At 39.5% G+C, this 18981-nt stretch carries 24 protein-coding genes; 20 read left to right on the forward strand and 4 right to left on the reverse strand.

The features are described from left to right. Positions 1 to 50: 50 nt before the first annotated feature. The 4 genes from gltB (at position 51) to JGH11_RS02605 (ending at position 7299) form a co-directional block, all read left to right on the forward strand. Entirely contained in the window at positions 51 to 4568 is a 4518-nt protein-coding gene (gene gltB / locus JGH11_RS02590; RefSeq protein WP_201110008.1) for a glutamate synthase large subunit, read from the forward strand. A gap of 13 nt (positions 4569 to 4581) precedes the next feature. Next, complete coding sequence (locus tag JGH11_RS02595; protein WP_201110009.1) at positions 4582 to 6006, forward strand: glutamate synthase subunit beta; 1425 nt, start codon at positions 4582 to 4584, stop codon at positions 6004 to 6006. Between the two features lie 155 nt (positions 6007 to 6161). Further along, positions 6162 to 6653 (forward strand): calycin-like domain-containing protein, encoded by a 492-nt coding sequence (locus JGH11_RS02600; RefSeq protein ID WP_201110010.1) that lies wholly within the window; start codon positions 6162 to 6164, stop codon positions 6651 to 6653. A gap of 103 nt (positions 6654 to 6756) precedes the next feature. Next, entirely contained in the window at positions 6757 to 7299 is a 543-nt protein-coding gene (locus JGH11_RS02605) for a C40 family peptidase (protein ID WP_201110011.1), read from the forward strand. A gap of 609 nt (positions 7300 to 7908) precedes the next feature. Here JGH11_RS02605 and JGH11_RS02610 read toward each other — a convergent pair. After that, complete coding sequence (locus tag JGH11_RS02610; protein ID WP_201110012.1) at positions 7909 to 8577, reverse strand: helix-turn-helix transcriptional regulator; 669 nt, start codon at positions 8575 to 8577, stop codon at positions 7909 to 7911. Between the two features lie 83 nt (positions 8578 to 8660). On the opposite strand from JGH11_RS02610, the gene JGH11_RS02615 reads away from it, so the two are divergent. The 16 genes from JGH11_RS02615 (at position 8661) to JGH11_RS02685 (ending at position 17740) form a co-directional block, all read left to right on the forward strand. After that, on the forward strand, positions 8661 to 8852 hold the full coding sequence (locus tag JGH11_RS02615) for a hypothetical protein (RefSeq protein WP_201110013.1): 192 nt from the start codon (positions 8661 to 8663) through the stop codon (positions 8850 to 8852). A gap of 5 nt (positions 8853 to 8857) precedes the next feature. Then, positions 8858 to 9223, forward strand: coding sequence for a hypothetical protein (locus tag JGH11_RS02620; protein WP_201110014.1), 366 nt, complete (start codon positions 8858 to 8860; stop codon positions 9221 to 9223). After that, positions 9220 to 9420, forward strand: a complete 201-nt coding sequence (locus JGH11_RS02625) for a hypothetical protein (protein ID WP_201110015.1) — start codon at positions 9220 to 9222, stop codon at positions 9418 to 9420. Before JGH11_RS02620 ends, JGH11_RS02625 begins: the two co-directional genes overlap by 4 nt. A gap of 55 nt (positions 9421 to 9475) precedes the next feature. Beyond that, positions 9476 to 11605: a kinase gene (locus JGH11_RS02630; protein WP_201110016.1), complete on the forward strand. Its 2130-nt coding sequence runs from the start codon at positions 9476 to 9478 to the stop codon at positions 11603 to 11605. A 42-nt stretch (positions 11606 to 11647) separates the two neighbouring features. After that, positions 11648 to 12535 carry an AAA family ATPase gene (locus JGH11_RS02635; RefSeq protein ID WP_201110017.1) on the forward strand — a complete coding sequence of 296 codons (888 nt, stop codon included), beginning with the start codon at positions 11648 to 11650 and terminating at the stop codon, positions 12533 to 12535. Between the two features lie 29 nt (positions 12536 to 12564). Then, the gene (locus JGH11_RS02640) at positions 12565 to 13209 is read left to right on the forward strand and encodes an ATP-dependent serine protease (RefSeq protein WP_201110018.1); all 645 of its coding nucleotides are present in this window, start codon (positions 12565 to 12567) and stop codon (positions 13207 to 13209) included. 15 nt (positions 13210 to 13224) lie between these two features. Further along, entirely contained in the window at positions 13225 to 13683 is a 459-nt protein-coding gene (locus tag JGH11_RS02645) for a hypothetical protein (RefSeq protein WP_201110019.1), read from the forward strand. 189 nt (positions 13684 to 13872) lie between these two features. Beyond that, complete coding sequence (locus JGH11_RS02650) at positions 13873 to 14391, forward strand: host-nuclease inhibitor Gam family protein (RefSeq protein WP_201110020.1); 519 nt, start codon at positions 13873 to 13875, stop codon at positions 14389 to 14391. Then, positions 14388 to 14846 carry a hypothetical protein gene (locus JGH11_RS02655; protein WP_201110021.1) on the forward strand — a complete coding sequence of 153 codons (459 nt, stop codon included), beginning with the start codon at positions 14388 to 14390 and terminating at the stop codon, positions 14844 to 14846. Before JGH11_RS02650 ends, JGH11_RS02655 begins: the two co-directional genes overlap by 4 nt. Before the next feature lie 329 nt (positions 14847 to 15175). After that, the gene (locus JGH11_RS02660; RefSeq protein ID WP_201110022.1) at positions 15176 to 15334 is read left to right on the forward strand and encodes a hypothetical protein; all 159 of its coding nucleotides are present in this window, start codon (positions 15176 to 15178) and stop codon (positions 15332 to 15334) included. Positions 15335 to 15435: 101 nt separating this feature from the next. Next, positions 15436 to 15582, forward strand: a complete 147-nt coding sequence (locus tag JGH11_RS02665; RefSeq protein WP_201110023.1) for a hypothetical protein — start codon at positions 15436 to 15438, stop codon at positions 15580 to 15582. Next, positions 15579 to 15707 carry a hypothetical protein gene (locus JGH11_RS20440; protein WP_255561538.1) on the forward strand — a complete coding sequence of 43 codons (129 nt, stop codon included), beginning with the start codon at positions 15579 to 15581 and terminating at the stop codon, positions 15705 to 15707. The genes JGH11_RS02665 and JGH11_RS20440 overlap by 4 nt, the downstream gene beginning before the upstream one ends. Further along, a complete protein-coding gene (locus tag JGH11_RS02670; RefSeq protein WP_201110024.1) occupies positions 15704 to 16036 on the forward strand; it encodes a hypothetical protein in 333 nt (110 codons plus the stop codon). Before JGH11_RS20440 ends, JGH11_RS02670 begins: the two co-directional genes overlap by 4 nt. Next, positions 16023 to 16244, forward strand: a complete 222-nt coding sequence (locus JGH11_RS02675; RefSeq protein WP_201110025.1) for a hypothetical protein — start codon at positions 16023 to 16025, stop codon at positions 16242 to 16244. Before JGH11_RS02670 ends, JGH11_RS02675 begins: the two co-directional genes overlap by 14 nt. Before the next feature lie 76 nt (positions 16245 to 16320). Continuing rightward, positions 16321 to 16575, forward strand: a complete 255-nt coding sequence (locus JGH11_RS02680; RefSeq protein WP_201110026.1) for a hypothetical protein — start codon at positions 16321 to 16323, stop codon at positions 16573 to 16575. 109 nt (positions 16576 to 16684) lie between these two features. Then, on the forward strand, positions 16685 to 17740 hold the full coding sequence (locus JGH11_RS02685; protein ID WP_201110027.1) for a hypothetical protein: 1056 nt from the start codon (positions 16685 to 16687) through the stop codon (positions 17738 to 17740). Positions 17741 to 17782: 42 nt separating this feature from the next. Here the strand turns inward: JGH11_RS02685 and JGH11_RS02690 are convergent, their stop codons facing one another. The 3 genes from JGH11_RS02690 to JGH11_RS02700 form a co-directional block, all read right to left on the reverse strand. Beyond that, the gene (locus JGH11_RS02690) at positions 17783 to 18253 is read right to left on the reverse strand and encodes a hypothetical protein (RefSeq protein WP_201110028.1); all 471 of its coding nucleotides are present in this window, start codon (positions 18251 to 18253) and stop codon (positions 17783 to 17785) included. After that, positions 18246 to 18470 (reverse strand): hypothetical protein, encoded by a 225-nt coding sequence (locus JGH11_RS02695; protein ID WP_201110063.1) that lies wholly within the window; start codon positions 18468 to 18470, stop codon positions 18246 to 18248. Before JGH11_RS02695 ends, JGH11_RS02690 begins: the two co-directional genes overlap by 8 nt. Before the next feature lie 74 nt (positions 18471 to 18544). Next, positions 18545 to 18880, reverse strand: coding sequence for a hypothetical protein (locus JGH11_RS02700; RefSeq protein ID WP_201110029.1), 336 nt, complete (start codon positions 18878 to 18880; stop codon positions 18545 to 18547). Positions 18881 to 18981: the final 101 nt, after the last annotated feature.

Raw genomic sequence — 18981 nt, forward strand, 5'->3', positions numbered from 1 at the left:
TTTTTTAATGAGGCCCCGGTTATCATTCAATTTTATATCAACTAATAACTATGCAGGATTTAAAATCAGCAATACAGCACGGATTATATGATCCGGCTTATGAGCACGACGCATGTGGAGTGGGAATGGTTCTTCATCTGAAAGGAACAAAATCTCACTCTATAGTAGAGAATGGACTTCGTGTGTTGGAGAACATGACTCATCGTGGAGCGGAAAATGCAGACAATAAAACTGGAGATGGTGCTGGTATTATGTTACAGGTACCACACGAGTTTATATTACTTCAAGGAATTCCTGTCCCTGAAAAAGGTCATTACGGAACTGGATTGGTCTTTTTGCCAAAAGGTGAATCAGAGGCAGAGTCTTGTATGATTACACTCACTCAATATATCGATAAGGAAGGATTGAAGCTTTTGGCAGTGCGCGAAGTACCTGTTAATAGTGATATACTTGGCGAAATGGCTCTTTCTAATGAACCATCCGTTAAGCAGATTTTTGTAGTAGGAGAAGAAGGTATGTCGCAAGATGAGTTGGAACATAGGCTCTATTTACTTCGTAAGAAGATAGAAAGAGAAATATTCAACTCTAAAGTTTTCTCAATAGAGACCAAAAGAGCTTTTTATATCGTGAGCTTATCTACAAAGCGTATCATATATAAAGGAATGTTATCTTCTGAACAACTACGGCATTATTATCCGGACTTATTGAATCCGCATCTTACAAGTGCAATCGCTCTTGTACACTCACGTTTCAGCACCAATACATTCCCTACGTGGGATTTGGCTCATCCTTTCCGTATGGTGGCTCATAATGGTGAGATCAATACGATTAAGGGAAACCGTTTGTGGATGGAAGCACGCGAAAGTGTTTTGAAATCAGATCTGTTAGGAAATATAAATGATCTGTGGCCAATAGTTCAGCCACATATGAGCGATAGCGCTTCGTTCGATAATGTATTGGAATTTCTTGTTATGTCAGGTAAATCGCTACCACACGCTATGGCAATGATGGTTCCCGAGTCATGGAATGACAAAAATCCGATATCGAACGATCTGAAAGCATTTTATGAGTATCATAGCTTATTTATGGAACCATGGGATGGTCCGGCAACTTTATTATGCTCTGATGGGCGTTATGCAGGAGGATTACTCGATCGTAATGGTTTGCGTCCAGCTCGTTATTTGATGACGCATAACGATATTATGGTTGTTGCATCCGAAATGGGAGTATTACCGTTCGAGCCATCCGAGATAAAAGAGAAAGGTCGTCTTCGTCCGGGAAAAATGTTAATGGTAGATACCGAAGCAGGTACTATACAGTATGATGCGGAGTTGAAAGAAAATTTGGCAAAAGCATACCCATATCGTGAATGGTTATCTAAAAACCGTATTTCGCTAGATGATATATCTTCAGGTAGGACGCCGAAGTATAATGTGGATAACTATGCCAAAATGCTAAAAGTATTTGGCTACTATAAAGAAGATATAGAAAAAATCCTTACTCCAATGGCAGCTGAAGGTAAAGAGCCTACTGCGTCGATGGGTAATGATACACCTGTTGCCGTTTTGTCTAACAAACCGCAACGTTTGTTTACTTATTTTCGACAATTGTTTGCTCAAGTAACCAATCCCCCTATCGACCCAATCCGTGAAGAATTGGTAATGTCGTTGGCAGGATATATAGGTTCGCTGCATAAGAATATATTAGAACCAATGCCGGAGCATACAAAAATGGTAGGATTGTCTAATCCGTTTTTGTCGAACAGAGAGTTAGATTTACTCATACACCTGCAATACAAAGGATTCAAGTGTGAGGTATTACCGATGCTTTTCGATCCTAAAAAAGGAGGGGCAGGGTTGGAAAAAGCTATAGATGAATTATGTAAGAACGCAGAAAAAGCGGTAGATAACGGTAATAACTATATAATACTGAGTGATAGAGGCGTGGATGCTGATAATGCGGCAATACCATGTTTGCTTGCCGTCTCGGCAGTCCATCATTATCTGATAGAACGTCGTAAACGTATGCAGATAGATATAGTTGTAGAGTCGGCCGAGCCGCGTGAAGTAATGCACTTTGCATTATTGTTTGGCTATGGAGCAAACGCAGTGAACCCTTATTTGGCTTTGGCGGTTATTGAAGAGTTGGTTAAGAAAGGAGATATACATCTCGATTTTCATACCGCTATGAAAAACTATGTGAAGGCCATTAATAAAGGTTTATTAAAAACCATGTCAAAAATGGGTATCTCTACGCTCAAGAGTTATATAGGTGCTCAGATATTCGAAGCTGTGGGTATTGGTTCCGGTGTAATAAATAAATACTTTAAAGGAACCACATCTAAGATAGAAGGTGTAGACCTGAACGATATTGCCAGTGATACTATCGAGGCATATTATGAAGCCTTTGAGGATGATTTTGTTGATCCTTCACTTATAAGTCAGGGAATTTATGCGTGGAGACGAAATGGTGAGTATCATGCATGGAATCCCGAAACAATAATGAACCTTCAAATGGCTACACGTTTAGGTAGTTATAAGAAGTTTAGAGAGTATACCGAATCGATAGACAAGAAACCTGAAAAAATATTCTTACGGGATTTTCTGGATTTTGATCAGGCAAAGAAACCGATCGATATTTCAGAAGTAGAACCTGTATCTGCCATCACAAAACGTTTTGTTACGGGTGCGATGTCATTTGGATCTATCAGCCGTGAAGCCCATGAAGCTATGGCTGTAGCTATGAATGCTATCGGAGGCAAGAGTAATACAGGCGAAGGTGGCGAATTGCCTGAGCGTTTTGCTACAAATGCACGTTCAGCGATCAAACAGGTTGCTTCCGGCCGTTTCGGGGTAACTACCGAGTATTTAGTAAATGCAGATGAACTTCAAATTAAAATAGCTCAAGGTGCAAAACCAGGAGAAGGAGGACAGTTACCGGGCTTTAAGGTTGATAATATAATCGCAAAAACTCGTCATTCTATACCTGGTATATCGTTGATATCCCCACCTCCACATCACGATATTTATTCTATCGAAGATTTAGCACAGTTGATCTTTGATCTGAGAAATGTGAATCCAAAGGCTCAGATAAGTGTAAAACTTGTCTCCGAGAGTGGAGTAGGTACAGTTGCAGCCGGAGTGGCTAAAGCTAAAGCGGATCGCATTGTTATCAGCGGATGCGAAGGAGGTACAGGAGCAAGCCCGGCTAGCTCAATAAAGCATGCCGGATTACCGTTGGAGATTGGTTTGGCCGAAGTTCAACAAACATTGGTGCTGAATAATTTGCGTGGTCAGGTATATCTTCAGACTGATGGTCAGTTAAAAACCGGACATGATATTATTGTGGCTGCTATGCTTGGTGCTGAAGAATTCGGATTTGCGACAAGTGCCCTGATTGTATTGGGCTGTATAATGATGCGTAAGTGTCACCTTAATACCTGTCCGGTAGGAGTTGCTACTCAGAATGAAGAACTGAGAAAGAAATTTATCGGCCGCAGCGAATATTTGATCAATTATTTTAATTTCTTGGCCGAAGAGGTACGTGAGCATTTGGCAGCTTTAGGTTTCAAGTCACTGGATGAGATTGTTGGTCGTGCCGATCTTTTGAAATATGTGAAGAGCGATGTGAATAAGAAAATCAATAAGATCGATTTATCTCGTCTGATATATTTCCCTACAGAAGCCAAGGAGAATGCCATTCACCATATCAAAAATCAAGAACATAAGTTGGACGATACCTTGGATTCAAAGCTGATAACAACATCGCGTCTGGCTATCGATAAAGCTATGCCTGTCGAAATATCCCGTACAATCAAAAATACTGATCGTACAGTAGGAGCGATGCTCTCAGGTGAGATCGCTAAAAAATATGGTAATGCAGGACTTCCGGCAGATACTATTCAATGTACATTCCAAGGTTCTGCCGGACAGAGTTTCGGAGCTTTCCTTGCACATGGTGTAACATTCAGGCTTGAAGGTGATGCTAACGATTATGTAGGTAAAGGCTTGTCGGGAGGTAAGATAATTATTGTTCCGCCGGCTGTTTCGGTATTCAAGCCTCACGATAATATTATTGCAGGTAATACCTTACTTTACGGTGCTACATCTGGTGAGATTTATATTAATGGACGGGTTGGCGAACGTTTCTGTGTGCGTAACAGTGGAGCTATTGCTGTTGTAGAAGGAGCAGGCGACCACTGCTGTGAATATATGACAGGGGGGCGTACTGTGGTTCTGGGAAAAACGGGACGTAACTTTGCTGCCGGTATGAGCGGAGGGGTTGCTTACGTGTACAATGTAGACGGTGACTTCGATTATTTTTGCAATATGCAGATGGTTGAACTATCATTGATTGAAGATACTTACGATAGTAAAGAGCTTCGTCGCTTGATAACAAACCATTATAATTATACAAACAGTCCTCTGGCTAAATATATTCTCGATAATTGGCATACCGAAGTCGAAAGATTTATGAAAGTAACACCTATCGAGTATAAGAAAGTATTGCAGGATGAAAAATTAGAAGCTATAAAACAAAAAATAGCACAAGTAGAATTTGATTATTAAGGAGGAATGAATCATGGGAAATCCAAAAGCATTTTTAACAGTCAAGAGAAAAGACGCAGGATACCGTCCGATTCAGGAACGCATCCTAGATTTTGGTGAAGTAGAGCAAACTCTAAATACAGAAGACAGACGTGAACAGGCATCACGTTGTATGGATTGTGGTATTCCTTTTTGTCATTGGGGGTGTCCGCTTGGAAATAAGATGCCCGAATTTCAGGAATATATTTACAAAGGAAACTGGAAGTTGGCTGCAGAGGTTTTGATGCAGACGAACGACTTTCCTGAATTTACAGGGCGGATATGTCCTGCTCCATGCGAAAAGTCATGTGTATTATCGATACATCGAGCACCTGTAACAATTCGTGAAAATGAGGCTTCTGCATTGGAGCATGCTTTTAACGAAGGTTTTATTCAGCCTAAAGTACCGGTCTATCGTACAGGTAAGAAGGTGGCTGTTATTGGTTCAGGCCCTTCTGGTCTTGCAGTAGCAAATCAACTGAATCAGAAAGGACATGATGTAACAGTATATGAAAAGAATTCTCATATTGGAGGTTTATTACGATTTGGTATCCCCGATTTTAAACTGAATAAGAATATTATAGATCGCCGTCTGAAACTGATGGAGGCAGAGGGAGTTAAATTTATAGTGAACGCTGAAATAGGGAAAGATATAAAAGGGAAAGATATACTTAAAGAATATGATGCAGTATGTGTTGCCATTGGTTCACAAGTTCCACGTAATCTACCGGTTGAAGGGCGAGAACTTAAAGGTGTTTATTATGCGATGGAATATCTAACAGCACAAAATAAGATGATCGCTAAGGAAGAAGTGCCCACCGATCAGTTTATCGATGCAAAAGGAAAGCATGTCCTTGTAATTGGGGGAGGTGATACGGGTTCCGATTGTATCGGAACAGCAAACCGTCAGGGGGCAGCAAGTGTGATGCAAATTGAGATATTGCCAAGGCCTGCAAAGCTTGAAGATATAGAAAATCCTTGGCCTAATCCGTTTCCTGTAGTTCTGAAAACATCTTCATCCCATTTGGAAGGTTGTGAACGACGCTGGTCATTAAATACTAAGCGGTTTATTGGTGAAAATGGCAAGTTGACAGCCGTTGAGCTCGTTGAGGTTGCATGGGAGCAAGACGAGAGTGGTAAGCATATTATGAAGGAAGTAGGCAAGCCTGAGATACATAAAGTAGATCTAGTCTTCTTGGCTCTTGGTTTTGTTCATCCTATACAGGAAGGTTTACTAAAAGAACTGGCTATAAAGACTGACGAGATACGTCATAATGTGCTTACGGATATAAACCGTGCGACGAATGTAGCTAAAGTATTTGGAGCAGGAGATTGTGTGAGTGGGCAGTCTTTAGTGGTGACCAGTATTGCTTCCGGGCGGAAGACTGCACAACATATAGATAAGTATTTAATGGATTAATTTTTGTTAATATTTTGTTAGACGTAGATAAATTAAAGCGAAAAAGAAGCGTGAAATATCAGAAGAAATGTATCTTTAACAATTAGACGAATCTAAAATTACATTTTGAATATCTAAGAAAGGTAAAATATTTATTAACCTCAAAAACATTTCTTATGAGTAAAAGAATTATTTATTTTTTGACAATGGTTTTTTCATTGAGCATGCTAACCTTTACAGCTTGTGGTGATGATGACGATGATGCGGTCGCAGATGACTATGTATCTCAGATATCAGGAACATATAATGGTGATTTAATTATTCCGGATATGATATCTGGCAAGCAAGATATTTCGATAGCTAGTTCTGGAACTACAAATCGTGCAAAAATATCTTTATCCTCATTGACTATTCCGACAAGTGAGACAACGTCATTAGTTGTAACAGGAATTGAGATTAAAAGTGTTCCTGTTTCTAAAACGGGGGATACTTATAAAATAGAAAAATCGACGGAAAAGATTACAATAAAAATCAATAATTTATTAGAAATGGAAGCTAATGTTACAGTAGAAGGTTCTGTGAATAACAATAAGCTTGATCTTAAAATAGATGTAAAAGATATCGATATTCCTGATCTCGCAATAACATTTTCCGGCACGAAGAAATAATTAATCTATCTCTTTATTTATATATTGAAAAGCGGTTTTTGGAAACAAGAATCGCTTTTCTTTTTCTTATTGATTATCTTTATGCGAGATAATCCAATTGTTTATGCTTAGACTTATAATCAGAATCTTTATCTTATCACTATCTGTGATTTTCTTAACAACTTCTTGTGGAAGTAAGAAGTTGCAAAGTGGTCTGTTGTATGACCCCAAAGAGGTTGCTGAATTGTCAGAAAAATTAGGAATCGAACTAAGTAATCTTAATAAAGGGGACGATTATAATATGCCTCTTTATGCCGAGGTTTCACAATGGTTAGGTGTTCCTTATCGCCATGCGGGTTTATCACGCAAAGGGCTTGATTGTTCAGGATTTGCTTATTTGATGTATCAAAAAGTATATAACAAAAAAATACCAAGGTCGACTTCTGATTTGGCTAGAATGAAGATGAAACATGTCTCAAAAAAGCAATTGCAGACAGGAGATCTCGTGTTTTTTGCTACGTCAAAGAATAGAGGAAAAATAAGTCATGTAGGCATATATCTCAAGGATGGCTTCTTTATTCATGCATCTACCTCTCAGGGTGTTGTAGTAAATCACTTAGATGAGCCTTACTATAGCAAGTCTTGGAAAAAGGGAGGGCGTATTTGATTGATTTAAAATTTTCTGCGGAATTTTGCAGTATAGTTGTACTTATAAGGGGGTAAAAACAAAAAGTGCAAAAGGCGAATATCATAAAAAGGTGTAAAAATATTATGTATAAAGGGTTTAGGTTTACAATGCTTGATATGTGGAATAAAAACTAAACGTGCAAGATGTGAATTGTATGTTAACTGGCTGTTAAGTGCTGGGTGAATTAAGGGGCTTTATAGCCTCTTTTTTTGTATTGAGGGTATAGATAGGGGCATAAAGTGGCTAAAACGGCGTTATTTCGTCTTATATCGCCCGTTGTGCGTGTTGAACTTCGATATAAATAGCTATTAAATGAGGTTTAAATTAATGGCTTGTATTGTGGATTATTGCAGTGTCCGAAAGTCAAAATGTACATATTGTTTATGCGAATGTTTATTCAAAAGTTTATTCAATAACCGTTATTGATAGTATGCTAACACCTATAAAAGGCCTATAAAACAATATAAAACGCGTCTAATATACCCCCTAAGAACATAAAAAGTAAATATTTTTCTGTTATTAATTGTCTTGTAATGAATAAATTAACCTCTTATTAATGTAGATGGTATATATATAACAATATTTGTACTAATATCTCCTTAGCATACCTATCACTAAAGAAATACTATATACCTCTGATTTGTGTATTTTAAATTCTTTATAATATTCATTATCAGATACACAACGTATAAACTCGCCATTATCAAAGATACGTTTAACGATAATTCCCTGTGCTGTATCTAATACGTGACAACGCCCCCACTGAACAAAAGAGGTGTTTTTTATATATAAGCATGCTAACTCGTCGCCCGAATGATATTCAGGCAACATACTATCCCCATAAGCTAATATTGTGAAATCGTAGCGCGCAAAAGCCTTTATTAATGGCATTTGCTCGCATTGGTTTGCTGTTACACCATCCATAACAACCGATAGAGACCCAGCGGCGGCGCTATATGGTACACGGGGGCGAGTTTCTTCTTTGTCTACAACTTTGTTTTTTAAAGCTTCAATAACTTTTGTGTTTGGCTTTTTAATCATATCGCCGTTACCAGTCAAAAGCCATTCAGCGTTCAAATCATCATACAAGGACAATATTTTGGCTATCTTATCACCTCCCAATTCGCTCTCTATTCCTTTTCCTTTGAAATTAGATGCTGTAACCCCTGATTCTTTATAAAAAGATTCTTTTGTAATATCCTTATAATCAATATATTCTAATACCCTCCCTTTTATAGGGGCAAAAATTTTATCCATTTTATTTTGATGGTCTAAATTTTGACGTATATTTGTATTGTAATCGAAACAAAGATATACAAATAAATATAAAAGTTGAGAAAATGAAACAAAAAGAAGTATTAACAGAAACGGAGCTAAAAGACTTGCCGAAAACAGCACTTGCACGCAAGTATAAATGCTCACCTCAGTATGTAGGGCAAGTATTGAGGGGTGAAAAAGGAAATACACGAAGCTATTTAGCCGATTGCATACAGTCGGATGCAAGTAAAATATTAGAAATCTTAAAACCTTAATTAGTATGAAAAAATTATCAGCTTACACAATCGCCGCAAATTGTACAGACTTAATGGATTGTTGCGACGGATATATAGAAGTGCGCGAAGCACAAAAAAACCGTATCAGAAGCGACAAAGCTCCTTTTAAATATTTCGATACCCGCCGCCGTGCATTATGGGCTAAGCTCATAAGCTTTGTAAGAACTCAAAATACATTTGACGAATACGAAATAAAGAAACTTGAAAAAGTTGATAATCTCGGCTCACCATTCAAAGCCAAAATTTCAGAAATAGCAATAAACAAAAATCTAAAACGCGGCTTTCCTATTAATCCAAATATTGAAATTGACCGCTCGCGCATGTCAGCAATAAAAAATTATCTGCTATGAAAAGAATATCCTTTGATTTATCGGCGGTCTACAACTGCAATAACGGGGGTATAAGCCAGGCGGTTGTCTTTTATGGAATGAGTGGCGACAACTTCGTATTTATCCCCTACAACCCTACAAAGAAACATTATTGCGGCGCTCCATGTACTCTTAGCGAAAAAGAAGCAATAAAAATGATAACCCCATTTACCCGATAGGCAAGCGCCCCAGGTTCGAGCCCTGGGCGGGTGCAAAAAGAATAAAGTTTAGAATATGGAAACATATAACGGTATAGTGTGTATTAGTCGTAGCACTTTGATTATATCAGAAAGCAACCCTAACGGAATAATGCCTGAGGGTACATTAAACTCTCTGAACTATCGCAAAAAATTAAAGATTGTTCGCAATGGCGGCGGTGAGGGTAACCCCACATTAATAGCCTTTGACAGCTTGCCCCCAAAATATAAAAAGCTGGCGCAAGAACGTTTCGGCGACCCAAAGGTCGAAGCCGAAAAAGAGGGCTTACTTAAGAATATAGAAATTAAGTCTGAGGCTGTTAGCTTTTTCAAACTTCATACTATTGAATATACAGACCGTATAGAGAACTTGCCCGAAGAAACGCAAGAATTGTATGTAAATAATGCGGCGGTACTGGATGCTTTAAAGCTGGCATGGGACAAACACGTAATGGCGAGCCGTAGCAAAAGCAAACGACCGCTTACGGGTGAGTTTTGGAAAAATGCGGCTTTAGCAACTCAAAAGCTTTTGACGCTTAAAGATGACAAAATAACTCACGACCTACCTAAAAACCCGCGTCGTCTACAAGAAAAGTTACAGGAATATATAAGAGACGGCTATATCAGCCTTGTTAGTCAACGATTTGCGAATACATACTCCGTAAAAATAACCGAAAAAGCGGGAAAATGGCTCGTGTCGCGCTGGTCTACCAGGTCGATAGATATTGTAACCCTGGAGCAACTTTTCGCCGAATATAACTGCGAGGCTGAAAAGAGAGGCTGGAAGAAATTGAAAAGCACTAAAGCGGTGCGCGATTACCTATACAGACCCGAAATAGAGCCGTTGTGGCACGCTGCAAGATTTGGCGAGCTATCGGCAAAAGAAAAGTTTGGACGTCAGCACAGACGCAAGCAATTAACCCGCCGCGATACTCTGTGGTACTCGGACGGTACGAAGTTAAACTACTATTACCAGGACGAAAACGGGAAAACAAAAACATGCAATGTATATGAGGTTATGGACGCATACAGTGAAGTGTTTTTGGGTTACCATATCAGCCCGACAGAAGATTATGAGGCTCAGTATTTTGCTTACAAAATGGCTATACAGAGGGCGGGACACAAACCTTATGAGCTGAAATATGACAACCAGGGCGGGCATAAAAAGCTCGAAAGCTCCGATTTGTTGAAAAATTTAGCCCGTCATGCTGTTAATACCGCCCCATATAACGGAAAATCAAAAACAATAGAATCAGCATTTAACCGTTTTCAATCTCAATTTTTACATAAAGACTGGTATTTCACGGGGCAAAATATAACAGCGAAGAAAAAGGAAAGCCGAGGTAATGACGAATTTACACTCGAAAATATTAAGCGTGGAAATTTGCCGACACTGGACGAAGTAAAAGCCCAGTACGCAAAACGCCGTGAAGAATGGAATAACGCACCTCACCCAAAAACAGGAATAGCCCGCAACGAAATGTACCGCACCAGCGTAAACGAAGAAACGCAAGCCGTTGATTGGTTGGATATGATTTCTATTTTCGGGGTTACCACAAAAGACCCCGCCACTTACAGAGCTGGAGGCTTACAAATAGAAGTTAAGAAAGTAAAATATGCCTATGAGGTGCTAACCTCTGAAGGCATGCCCGATATGGACTTTTACCGCAAAAATATAGGTCGCAAATTTTATACAAGATATTGCCCTGACGATATGAGTATCGTATCGCTTTATGAAAAGGACGCCTCGGGTATGCGATTTGTGACTATGGCACAGCCATTTATACATATTGAGGGCGCAATGCAAAACCAAACAAGCGCCGACCTTAGTTTCATCCGCAAAATTGACTTTCAAAATAAACAAATGCGCATAGATAACGAGCGTGAGCGAAACGAGTTACTGGCTGAAAACAATATGCACCCGAACCAACACGGGCTCAGCGTTGCCCCTCTTAAGGGTGTGAATACCAGCAAAGCGAAGAAAGGCAAAATAGACATCGGCGAGTTACAAAAAGAGGTTAGCAATATGACAGCCCTCGAAGAACAAAAGAAAACCGCCCAGCGAGCTATAAAGAAAGCCAGCAAGAAAATAGAGAAAGAAAGCTCATTGGAGCAAGAAGATTTTTATAAGGCAAGACGAGAATTATTACAAACATCAATAAACTAAGATATTATGAACAAAGAAACAAAAAAAGCAATAATTGAGGCTTTGAAAGCCTACGCCGCCGACAAAGGATTGAGCCAAGACCCACTTGCTCAAACTATAAAAATAAATGTGAGCTACATAAACGCCATGCTCAGAGGCGAGTTTACAATCGGCAAAACTGAAATAAAAGACAGTTATTTCGAGAAAGTGGCTAAAGCTATCGGCTATACATTTAAACGCTCTTACTGGGAGCTAAAGGAGACCCCCGAGTATATACAGCTTACAACCGAAATGCTGGACGCTAAAGTAAGCGGTCGCGGTAAAACGCTTATAGGCGAAACGGGGTGCGGTAAAACATTCTCATTTGACGACTTTATGATGAATTACCCAGCTCACAGTTACGGCATAACCGTTAGTAGCTTGCACAAATTAAGAGATATTATAGACGAGCTTTGCGAGCTTGTAGGGGTCGCGGCTACTGGTAGCAATGTTAGTAAGCTGAAAAGAATAGCAAACCGCTTAAACGTCCTTAAAATGGGCGGGGCGAAGTTGATTTTTATAATCGACGAGGCGGAAAATTTAACAATACCAGCCCTTAAAATGCTTAAGGCTCTTTATGATGCTTTTAGAGGTATTTGTCCTATCGTGTTGATAGGAACGCCACAGCTTGAAGAAAAGCTGGATAAATTAAAAGAAGATAATGTAGAGGGCATACCGCAATTTTGCCGCCGCGTCAAAGCTGGCATACGTCGCATAAAATCAGAAGAAAAGAAAAAGAGATTTAGTCCATTTTTTGAGCAATTAGACGACGAAGACCTCAAAACATTACTTATCTCTTTGGCTGACAATTACGGCGAACTAAACGACTACCTGGAGTATGCCTTACAGGAAGCCGACAGAATGGGCGCTCCATTGACTGAGGACTTATTCCGCAAACTATTCGATTTATAATTAAACCCCATTTAAAGAGCATTTAAACTATGGCAAAAAAGGCAACAAGGCAAAGGGCTACGTCTATAACCAATTTTCTAAGTATGACGTTCGATGTAATCGAATTTACGGGCGAGTGGCTACTTGCTTTCGGGCGTCCTGAGAAAGGCGGTATATGGTATGTTGGCGGTCGTCCAACAAACGGCAAGACAAGCTTTGTAGTGCAATTAATCAAAGCACTTGCCTTGCTCGGTATGAGAGTTCGTTTTTACAATTTTGAAGAGCAACAAAGCCGCACTATGCAAGATACTATACGCAGAGTAGGGCTCGAAGAGGTTGCGAAAAATATTGTAATGATTAACTCATTGATTGGATATAAAGAGCTTAAAGAAGAAATAACCAATACCCGCAACGATGTAATAGTGATAGATACCATACAGAAAAGCGGTATTTCGGCTAAACAAGTAGAAGAACTTCGAGAACTATTTCCTAACAAGCTGATAATTTTTGTATGTCATGTATTGCCTAACGGCTTGCCTGACAAACAACCAGCGACACAAGTTTATCGCGAAGCATCGCTAAAAATATTTTGCGATAGACACAGGGCAATATCACAAGGTCGCTATTTCGGCGAGCTGGGGTACTTCAATATTTGGAAAGAGAAAGCCGACGAGTATTGGGCGGTAGTCGAATAATTAAAAAACATTGATATGAAAGCAGCAACAAAAACAGCTAACCCGCACGCCTGGTTTTTCGCGTACCTCAAAACAGTTGACGGCTGGGGGCAAGGTTACGACGAGGTGATAAAAGAGGGTATAATATTCGATTACTCAGGCGGCAAGACTGAGAGCTTAAAGGAGCTTTTCGAGAAATATCCGACCAAATACAGAAAGATGCGCGCCGAGCTATCGCCCAGGACGCAAAAACAGCAAGCCGACGACCGACTGGATAAAGCCCGCAAAAAACTGATAGCGGCGATTTTCTCAAACCTGGAGGGGCGGGGCTACAAACCGACAATGGACTATGTAAAAGCCGTTGCGTGCAAAGGGGCGAAAGTTACCAGGTTTAACGATATAGCCTTGCCGACTTTAAAAGATTTATATAACCGATTTAGAAATAAAGATTTACAGGCAAGCGTAAACGAATTATTAAAAACGATTGATATATGACTTTTAAAGAACTGGATAAGGAGCTCGACCGCTTAGAAGTGGCACTCCTGGAGGCTAAAACGATGAAAGAATGGGACACGCTGGTACATCGGTACAATGCACTAAAAATAGACCGTTGCCGAATGACTGGCGAAAGCCCCTCAGTAGATTACAGTAAACCCGAACATATAATTTAAAAATAGTATAGATATGGCAAAGAGAGTAAAAAAAACAGTTTTGACAAACATTTCAGAGTCGCAAATGAATGAAGCGTTAACAGCCTACGCAAAGGCTGACGCCAGTATCGTAAAGATTAACGCCGACCTGGACGTCAAGTTCACAAAGTTACGCGACGAGAAAGCCGACGAGCTGGCGAAGCTGGAGGCTGAGAAAAGCGAGGCTTTCGACTTGGTGCAAGCTTTCGCCCTGGAAAACAAAGAGACCCAGTTCTCAAAGAAAAAGAGCCTGGAGCTTTCGCACGGTGTTATCGGTTTTCGTATCGGCACGCCAAAACTTAAGAATAAAAAGGGCTTTACCTGGGCGGCGGTTACTAACCTATTAAAAGAGTTCCTACCTGGTTACGTCCGCACCGTTGACGAGCCCGCGAAAGATAAGCTACTCGCCGACCGTAACGACGAGGCGGTCGCTCCATTACTTGAAAAGGTCGGCGTCGAAGTGGTACAAGACGAGGCGTTTTATATTGAGCTTAAAAAAGAGACAACCGAATGACACGCGACCAGCAACTCAAAACCCTAAAAAGCCCAAAGGCGAGCAAAGAGCAACTACGCGAAGCGCTCGCAGCCTCTTTGGGCGTAGCTTATGAGCGCCAAAGCAAAGAGAAAGAAACAACACTCTTTGCCCAGTGTCGCGACACGTTCCTGGAAGCATACAAAAAACATACTAGTTTCGATTATTCTTTCGAGGCAAAAGACGGCAAAGCTTTAGCCTCAATAATAAATAAGATAGGTAAAATAGAAAATGTACAAGACGACCTCGAAAAACTGGACTCGTTTAATGTCCTTATCTATTATTTACCTGACTGGTATAAACAAAATGCTTTCTCTCTCACGGTGATAAATAACAAGTTTAACGAAATAGTAGCGAGTATAAGGAAAAATGGCGGAAAGAAAACAGGAATTACAGACGACTACAAAGCCCGTGTCCTTAACGACCTTACAACCTGACGTATTGGGGCGCGACCTGGTGCAAGTGAGAACGATTAACGACGCTTTGCTGGTAGCTGAGAGTAACCGCGATAAATACCCCAGTTTAGCCGTTTTACGACGCGACTATGGCAACGCAAAGATAGAGGCTATTATCAAACTGCATTTAATCGACTTATGCGAAAACGTGAACTTAAAACGCCCGCCAGGGACGCCCAGGTCGATAACATAGCCCGCGAGATTGTCGCCGAGTATTATAGTCTTACCGTGCCGATATACATGTAATATTCAGAAAAGCCAAAACGGGCGAGTATGGCGAGTTTTACGAATCGCTGGATATGCCTAAAGTAATGAGCTGGTTTCGTGAATATTTCGCCGACAGATGCGCGACGGGTGCAAGTATGAGCGTGAGTAGTCAGTTTCAAGACAAAGGCGGTAATATGACTCCTGAGCGAATGACTAAACATTTTGAAAAGTTAGAGAAACAATTAAAAAAAGGTAATAAATGAGCGATTTAATTTCATTGATACAAATAACGCCCGACCCGCTCAACTGGGACAACGCACCCGAGGTTATCCAGGTCGTTAAGAAGTGCCCAGCGTGTAAAGGCGTGGGCAACTTTAAAACCGCAAAAGGATATCACGGCTCGGCGGCTGGTGAGTTTATAATAAACGATTGCCAAAGGTGCAAAGGTGCGGGCGAGCTGAAAGCTGATATTATTATACGCTGGACGCCTAACGAACCGATAACAGAATGAAAGATATATCATTTTCTTATAATTCGAGCCTTAAGCGGCTCAGAGTATTTAAAGGCGGTAAGCTGGTGCAAGTGATAACAGGCGATGCCGCGAAAGTATCATATCTAAAAATAATAAAAGAATGAATATTACAGATAACGAAACGCTACGCCTCCCTATAAAGGGCAAATGGTTTGATAAATGCGTGAGCGGTGAAAAGCCCGAAGAATATAGGGAGATAAAACCTCACTATAACAGTCGGTTAAAGAATAAGGACGGGACGTTTAAAAAATTCAAGTATGTAGAGCTTATTAACGGTTACGGTAACAGATGCCCTCGCGCTGTATTTGAATGTTTGGGAATAAGCGAGGGGCTGGGAGATACAAAGCTGGGTGCTCCGTTTGTGTATTGCTATATAATAAGTTTAGGTAAAATGATAAATCATATAAAACCCTGGAAGAATGAAAAAAGGTAAACAAATAGCATTAGATATTTTGCGCTGGATAGCCTCGGCGCTTTATATGCTCACTTTTTATGTGTTGGGCTTGGTGTTATACTATTTGTCAAAATTGGTGCGCGTGGCGGGCTTTTATTTAATTCTCGCCCCGACCAGTGCAAAGAATGAGCTTTCGGGCTTTTGGCAAGTATATAAAGCGATAGGAGACGTTTTTCCAAAAAAATAAAAGCCCCTAACGTCCTGGAAACGATTAAGAGCTTTGTAGCTGGTAATTACAAAGATAAACTAAATTTTTGGGACTTATGCAAAGTATATCAAAAAAACGTGCGCAAAGCCGCAGAATGAACGTCATAAAACGAGCAAAAATAGTACAAGAAATGACAATGAAACTTTATGAACCAGGCAACCAAAGCCGCTCTAAAGCTCAGGCATACCGCCAGCAAGTCAACAATATTTATCCTATGGGAGAGCGCACGTTTTGGCGATATATGAGCATGAACATAGAGAAAGAATTACAAGACGCCCAGTGTGGGCAAATGGTATTACAATTTGATTAACTGAAAGCCTCGGCGTGCTCATTGCATCGCTGGGGCTTTTTTTCTTTTGAATAAATATTTATATCTTTGATTCTCATTAAATAGAAATGTTTTTTTAATAAAAATACCAGTGAGAAAAAATTTAATCATTTTTGTATATTTTATTTTGGTAGGGCTATTAAATTCATGCTCACACAAGAATACAGTTAGCCCATCCACAGACACCCCTTCTATAACAACAAATTTTCCATTAATATTGGAGAGTAAAACAGTTAAAGAGGGAGAAAAAGTAGAATTACCTTTAGTTATGTGCAATCACTTGTGGGATATTTCTTGTAAGTTAACATTTGAATCAAACGGACGTATTAGAATTGGAAAAGGTCGAGATATTTATCAAGGTTCTTATGTAGAAATTGATTCAATAAATATATATGTCTATACAGTAACAAATCCTACTTCTTTAGTAAAAACCATTTTACATGGAATAAAAATAGATAAAAACTTAAATATTGATATATCTCAAAAATACAATCAAACAACTATTAATTTAACTTCAAATAATGAAAGTTTCTCTCTTGTTACAGACCTATTTATAGGAAATGACGGTATATTTGTAGAGAGTCTTAATGGGACTTATACAGTTGCAAGTCTTAGTTTTGATGCTAAAACAGATTGCACTAAAGATATACTATATATAGCTGATAGTTATGGCGGTGCATCAAGTGTCGAAAGAATTGCAGGTAATTTATATATTAAAAAAGGTGTACAAAGCTTTATGACAAGTAATTTCTCGGGAGGCAATTGTTATGATTTATACGCACTTCTTAAGGAAGCTGTTAGATTCTCGAAACCCCGATATGTTATTTGGGGGTCAGGTATGAATGACAACTCGTTTGCTACATGGAAGTCAATAACAGAGCAAGCGATTACACTAATAGAAAAGAGCGGCGCTGAGCCTATACTTATAACGATACCCTCAGTACCAACACGGGATAAAACAGAGATAAACACGTATGTACGTGCGAGCGGTTACAGATATATAGATTTTTCTTTGGCTGTATCGGATGATGCGGGCAACTGGTTTGATGGTTTCTTAAATCAAACAGACAAAGTACACCCAACCGAAAAAGGAGCGGATGCTCTTGCTAAAAGATTTTTGGAGGATTTCCCAGAACTATTAAATTAAATACTGATTAAATAAAAAAGCCCCGCATTTGCGAGGCTTTCGTTATTTAAGTTTCATGTACTCAAAAAAGTAGTAAAACATTGCTTTTTGATACTTCGTGAGCTCACGCCCTCCATTGAGCAAAATATTTATACTTGCTTTGTCAATATCCAGGAGCTTAACGAGGTCTTTTTGTTGCAAGCTGTATTTTTCCATATCCGCCCGCACGTCCTCAATATTATAGCTTAATAGCTTGCTTTTTTCGTAAGGAATAGGACGAACATATAACGAGACACCGTCAGGTAAAAAGTTAAAAGCCTCTTTTATCCTGGAGATAAGCTCGCCACTGGTTAAGTATTTACCCGCCTCGCTTTCGTTTTGCCAAACTTTAACGATAACCTCCTTTTTGTCCTGGTCGTAGTCCAGCACTTCAAAATATATGCGCGAAAACCTTTTATAATTCGTTTCTGAGAGCTCAATTTTTTTAAGCTCCGTTTTAGTCAGAAAATCAAGTTTTTCAATTCCTTTAATCATAACCGTTACTCTGATTGTAATATGTGCCGTTGATTATCACCCATGAATCGCGATACCAGCCGTCACCTATTAAGTTATAAACTCCGTCCTCTTTTGGTGCGTTTTTCTTAGCTTCTGATATAGTGCTAAATTCGCCGATTTTTTGAAAACCTTTGTATAATCTATACATACTCTTTTTCTCGTTTTTATCCTGGTGAGCCCCCAGTTTTTTAAACATTGATTAAATACCGTTTAAACGCTTGAATATTGATTAACTTTTAAAGTGGCGAGGCTTGCGCCCCGCCCTTTGTTTTACAATCTTATTTCTCTTAATTCGTTAAGGTCAAAGATTGCGATTTGTAGGTTTTGCTTTCCGAACTCGACCGCCTCGCTTTCAGTTTCAAATACTTTTGAACTATCAAAGTAAAAGAGGTTGTTTTCGGTATTAAACCAGCCCCCGACTATTTGCCCGTTTTCTAAAGCATGTTTTAAAACTTTTTCGAGCCCGTCCACATTAAAGCAGTTTTGAGTTTCAGCGTATGCACAAATAAAACCGCTTGTTACATGTTCCAAAGTTGGAAGCTTAACTGTAAACCCGTCGGGGTTTTGTTCTGCAATCTCTAGGATTGCGTTAATCAAATATTTCATAGAGCGTTTGTCGACTTTATCCTGCTGACCCCGCAGTTTTTAAGCATATACAAATATAATAAAAAGTTTGCATATAACAAACTTTTATCAATCTTTTTTTA

The sequence above is a fragment of the Dysgonomonas sp. Marseille-P4677 genome, from assembly GCF_016652235.1.
Classification (GTDB): domain Bacteria; phylum Bacteroidota; class Bacteroidia; order Bacteroidales; family Dysgonomonadaceae; genus Dysgonomonas.